Origin of the sequence: Mycobacterium sp. (assembly GCF_035653355.1) — a bacterium.
GTDB lineage: Bacteria > Actinomycetota > Actinomycetes > Mycobacteriales > Mycobacteriaceae > Mycobacterium.
The window spans coordinates 1-4,117 of record NZ_DASRBZ010000164.1 but is presented as its reverse complement, the minus strand read 5'-3'; the positions used below and the strand labels follow the sequence as shown (position 1 = coordinate 4,117).

The window sequence follows — 4,117 nt, the reverse complement described above, 5'->3', positions numbered from 1 at the left end:
GCGCGGTAATGACCTCTATCCAGGCACTATTGCATCGGCTAGCGGGGCGCCCGCCACATCGGCCATAGCGGCGGTCCGCCATTGGGGAGCACGATCTCCCCGGTGACCGTGAAGCCGAAGCGTTCGTAATACGGCACGTTGTCGGGTTTGCTTGACTCCAAATACGCCGGACAGTGCTCAGCGTCGCAGCGGTCCAGCCGTGAACGCATCAAAGCCTGGCCATATCCGCGGCCGCGGACCGCGGTGTCGCTGCCGATCACGGCGAGATACCAGTGCGGTTCCTCCGGGTGATGGCGCGTCATCAGTTCGATCGCGTCGCGCGCGGCCGCTAGCCGCAAGCCGAATGTCCGGATCAGCATTGGCAGCATCGCCAGCTGCTCACGTGATGACTGCTTCCACCGGTTCGGCGGATCCCACAGTGCCGCCGCCCCGATGGCGGCCCCGTCGCAAGCCACCTCGACGCCGCGGCCGGCGAGATGATGGTGGCGGGTCAGCGTTGCAAACAACCCGGGCAATCGCGCCGACCGCGCGTCATTGTCGGGCAGCATCCAGGTGGTAACCGGGTCGTCGTAAAAGGCTCGGCCGAGTACGCGGGAGAGTTCGCGGATATCGGCTTTGCGAGCGGGCCGCGCCTCGATCGTCACATCGGCAAGGCTATATGGCCGAAGCCCAGTCAAGGGCGAGCCTAAGCTCAGGGATAGCTCGCGTAGCCCCAAGCCAGAAAGGCCGACGGTGTGGGAATTCGAAACTGACCCTGAGTATCAGCAGAAGCTCGACTGGGTCGAACAATTCATGCTCGACGAAGTCGAGCCGCTCGACCTTGTCGCGCTTGATCCGTACGACAAAAAGAACGCCGACACCGTGGCCGTCCTGCGGCCCCTGCAGCAGAAGGTCAAAGACCACGGTTTGTGGGCCGCGCATCTACGGCCGGAATTGGGCGGTCAAGGCTACGGCCAGGTCAAGCTGGCGCTGCTCAACGAAATCCTCGGTCGATCACGTTGGGCGCCATCAGTATTCGGCTGCCAGGCACCGGATTCGGGCAACGCCGAAATATTGGCCGTGTTCGGCACCGACGAGCAGAAGGCGCGCTACTTGCAACCGCTGCTCGACGGCGAGATCACGTCCTGCTACTCGATGACCGAACCGCAGGGTGGTTCGGATCCCGGCTTGTTCGTCACCCGCGCCGAGCGTGACGGCGACTCCTGGGTGATCAACGGCGAAAAGTGGTTTTCCACCAACGCCCGGCATGCGTCGTTCTTCATCGTCATGGCCGTCACCAACCCGGAGGCGCGGACCCGCGAGAAGATGTCGCTATTCATCGTTCCGGCAGAGACTCCCGGAATCGAAATCGTCCGCAACGTTGGCGTCGGGGCCGAGTCGTCGCAACATGCCAGTCACGGCTACGTGCGTTACACCGACGTCCGGGTGCCAGCCGACCATGTGCTCGGCGGCGAAGGGCAAGCGTTCGCGATCGCGCAGACGCGGCTAGGCGGCGGCCGCGTGCATCACGCGATGCGCACCATCGCCTTGGCGCGCCGCGCGTTTGACATGATGTGCGAGCGTGCGGTGTCGAGGCACACCCGGTTCGGGCGCCTGGCCGACTTGCAGATGACACAGGAGAAGGTGGCCGACAGTTGGATTCAGATCGAGCAGTTCCGGCTGCTGGTTCTGCGCACTGCGTGGCTGATCGACAAACACCACGACTACCAGAAGGTGCGCCGAGACATCGCTGCGGTGAAAGTCGCGATGCCTGCGGTGCTGCACGACGTGGTGCAGCGCGCCATGCATTTGCACGGCGCGCTCGGCGTCTCCAACGAGATGCCGTTCGTCAAGATGATGGTCGCCGCCGAGTCGCTGGGCATCGCCGACGGCGCCACCGAGTTGCACAAAATGACGGTGGCGCGTCGCACCTTGCGTGAATACGAGCCGGTGTCAACGCCTTTCCCGTCTCAGCACTTGCCGACCCGGCGCACCGAAGCCCAAGCTCGGTTAGCTGAACGCCTCGAACACGCGGTCGCCGAATTCTGACGACGGTGCGCCGACTGTGTAGCTTGTGGGCGAAAATTTTCCGAAATTCCGCCGATAAGCTGCACAGTAGGCGCGTTCAGGAAATGTAGCGGACGATACTTTCGACCACGCACGCCGGTTTGGCCGATCCCTCGATCTCGACGATCGTCGACAGCGTGGCTTGCACAGCGCCGTTGCCGAGATCGTCGACGTCGACCAGCGAGCTCTGCGCCCGTATCTTCGAGCCCACCGGAACCGGTGCGGGAAAGCGAACCTTGTTCAAGCCGTAGTTGACTGCGAGCTTGATGCCCTTCACCTCGTAAATGTCATGCAACAAGCGCGGAAGCAAAGACAACGTCATGAACCCGTGCGCGATGGTCGTGCCGAACGGCCCCTTGGCGGCCCGTTCCGGGTCGACATGGATCCATTGGTGATCGCCGGTCGCGTCGGCGAACAGGTTGACCTCTTTTTGCGTGATCGTCACCCAGTCGCTCTGGCCGATGGTCTCACCCTTCGCGGCGGCGAGCTCGGCGACTGACTCGAAAGTGCGCATGCGGTGTTCTCCTCCGTTGGAGCCGGAAATTTGAACCAGGTGGTAAGCATCGTGCCACTTCACGATCCGCCGGTGGCATCGCGTGCCGCACGGCCATGTTTCGCGCGGATTCCTGTCCGGGTAGTCAGCCCCGAGGCACCCCGACGAGGGGCCTCGGAAGGGACGCAAACATGACCGCCAACAAGGGCAATAAGGCCGAGTCTGACGTCGAGCCGGAGAGCCACGAGACACGGTCACGTCCGAGCAAAGAATCCGACGACGGCAGCTACGTCGGTCGCACCAATCCCGACGATGCTCTCGATGCCGGCGAAACCGGGGCCGAGGCCCGCAGCGAAAGGGGCTGACCGCTGGCGCAGGATTAGCTGGTGAGACTGCTGTTGCTTGCTGATACTCACGTACCGAACCGGGCGCGAGACCTTCCGGCGCAGGTATGGGACGAGGTCGAGTCCGCCGATGTGGTGCTGCACGCAGGTGACTGGGTAGCGCCGCAGCTGCTCGACGAACTGCAAGCCAGGTCGCGTCGACTGGTGGCTTGCTGGGGAAACAATGACGGCCCCGCACTGCGGTCGCGCCTGCCGGAGCGTGCAGACGTCACGCTCGCCGGCGTGCGTTTCACGGTTGTGCACGAAACCGGCAGCAGAGCCGGCCGCGAGGAGCGGATGTCGCGCCGATACCCCGACACCGACGTGTTGGTGTTCGGCCACAGCCACATCCCGTGGGATTCCACGACGAAAACTGGGCTGCGGCTGCTGAATCCAGGCTCGCCCACCGATCGGCGCCGCCAACCGTCGTGCAGTTACATGACCGCCACGGTGAGTGACGGCACCCTCAGCGACGTGACACTTCACCGCCTCCAGTAATAGCTCCTAAACAGAGGTATTATGGCGGGGTGGAGACATCGACCGACCTGGGCACTGAGTTGTCCCGCGTCATCGGGCGGTTTCGCCGGCAGTTGCGTCGATCGGCCGGCCATGGATTCACATCCGCGCGGTTGACCGAGTCGCAGGCGGAGCTGTTGTGGCTGGTGGGACGGCGTCCAGGGATTTCAGTCAGCCAGGCTGCGGCGGAACTCGGTCTGGTGCCCAACACCGCGTCGACCCTGGTATCCAAGCTGGCCGCCGAGGGCCTGCTAGTCCGCACAGTCGACGCCGCGGACCGCCGGGTCGGCAGGTTGCAGCTCACCGAGTCGGCCCAGCAGATGGTCGATGCGTCTCGCGCCGCTCGGCGGGCGGTGCTGTCCGACGTACTCGGCGATCTCGACCGCGACCAGATCGCCGCGCTGACCGATGGATTGGATGTCCTTGAGACCATGACGCGAATGATGCGGGAACGATCAACATGAACCAATTCCCAGAGCTCGCCGTCGATTGCCAGCATCTGACATACCGCTACGGCCAGTTCACCGCCGTCGACGACTTCACCCTGCAGGTGCGATCAAGCGAGACCATGGGCCTGTTGGGCCCTAACGGCGCAGGAAAGACCACGGTGGTGCGCATGCTTACCACCTTGACACCGGTACAGCATGGCGAGCTGCGTATCTTGGGTTTCGACGCCCGC

The 4,117-nt window shown here is 63.9% G+C and carries 7 protein-coding genes; 5 read left to right on the top strand and 2 right to left on the bottom strand.

The window, feature by feature from the left end; translation table 11 throughout:
• Nucleotides 1–38 precede the first annotated feature (38 nt).
• Nucleotides 39–644 carry a GNAT family N-acetyltransferase gene (locus VFA16_RS05370; RefSeq protein WP_324966823.1) on the bottom strand — a complete coding sequence of 202 codons (606 nt, stop codon included), beginning with the start codon at nt 642–644 and terminating at the stop codon, nt 39–41.
• Nucleotides 645–732: 88 nt separating this feature from the next.
• On the opposite strand from VFA16_RS05370, the gene VFA16_RS05365 reads away from it, so the two are divergent.
• Entirely contained in the window at nt 733–2,028 is a 1,296-nt protein-coding gene (locus tag VFA16_RS05365) for an acyl-CoA dehydrogenase family protein (protein ID WP_324966822.1), read from the top strand.
• A 76-nt stretch (nt 2,029–2,104) separates the two neighbouring features.
• Here VFA16_RS05365 and VFA16_RS05360 read toward each other — a convergent pair whose 3' ends face one another.
• The gene (locus VFA16_RS05360) at nt 2,105–2,560 is read right to left on the bottom strand and encodes a MaoC family dehydratase (RefSeq protein WP_324966821.1); all 456 of its coding nucleotides are present in this window, start codon (nt 2,558–2,560) and stop codon (nt 2,105–2,107) included.
• Nucleotides 2,561–2,730: 170 nt separating this feature from the next.
• Between VFA16_RS05360 and VFA16_RS05355 the strand changes: the two genes are divergently transcribed.
• The 4 genes from VFA16_RS05355 to VFA16_RS05340 form a co-directional block, all read left to right on the top strand.
• Nucleotides 2,731–2,904, top strand: coding sequence for a hypothetical protein (locus VFA16_RS05355; protein ID WP_324966820.1), 174 nt, complete (start codon nt 2,731–2,733; stop codon nt 2,902–2,904).
• Between the two features lie 21 nt (nt 2,905–2,925).
• Entirely contained in the window at nt 2,926–3,420 is a 495-nt protein-coding gene (locus VFA16_RS05350) for a metallophosphoesterase (protein WP_324966819.1), read from the top strand.
• A gap of 29 nt (nt 3,421–3,449) precedes the next feature.
• Entirely contained in the window at nt 3,450–3,902 is a 453-nt protein-coding gene (locus VFA16_RS05345) for a MarR family winged helix-turn-helix transcriptional regulator (RefSeq protein WP_324966818.1), read from the top strand.
• Nucleotides 3,899–4,117: ATP-binding cassette domain-containing protein (locus tag VFA16_RS05340; RefSeq protein WP_324966817.1), on the top strand; the 219-nt coding region annotated here is incomplete at its 3' end. The genes VFA16_RS05345 and VFA16_RS05340, both read left to right, overlap by 4 nt.

What these genes read in the sequence shown, in the direction of transcription:
- VFA16_RS05360 (WP_324966821.1), bottom strand. Translation starts at nt 2,560, where the DNA reads ATGCGCACTTTCGAGTCAGTCGCCGAGCTCGCCGCCGCGAAGGGTGAG.
- VFA16_RS05355 (WP_324966820.1), top strand. Translation starts at nt 2,731, where the DNA reads ATGACCGCCAACAAGGGCAATAAGGCCGAGTCTGACGTCGAGCCGGAG.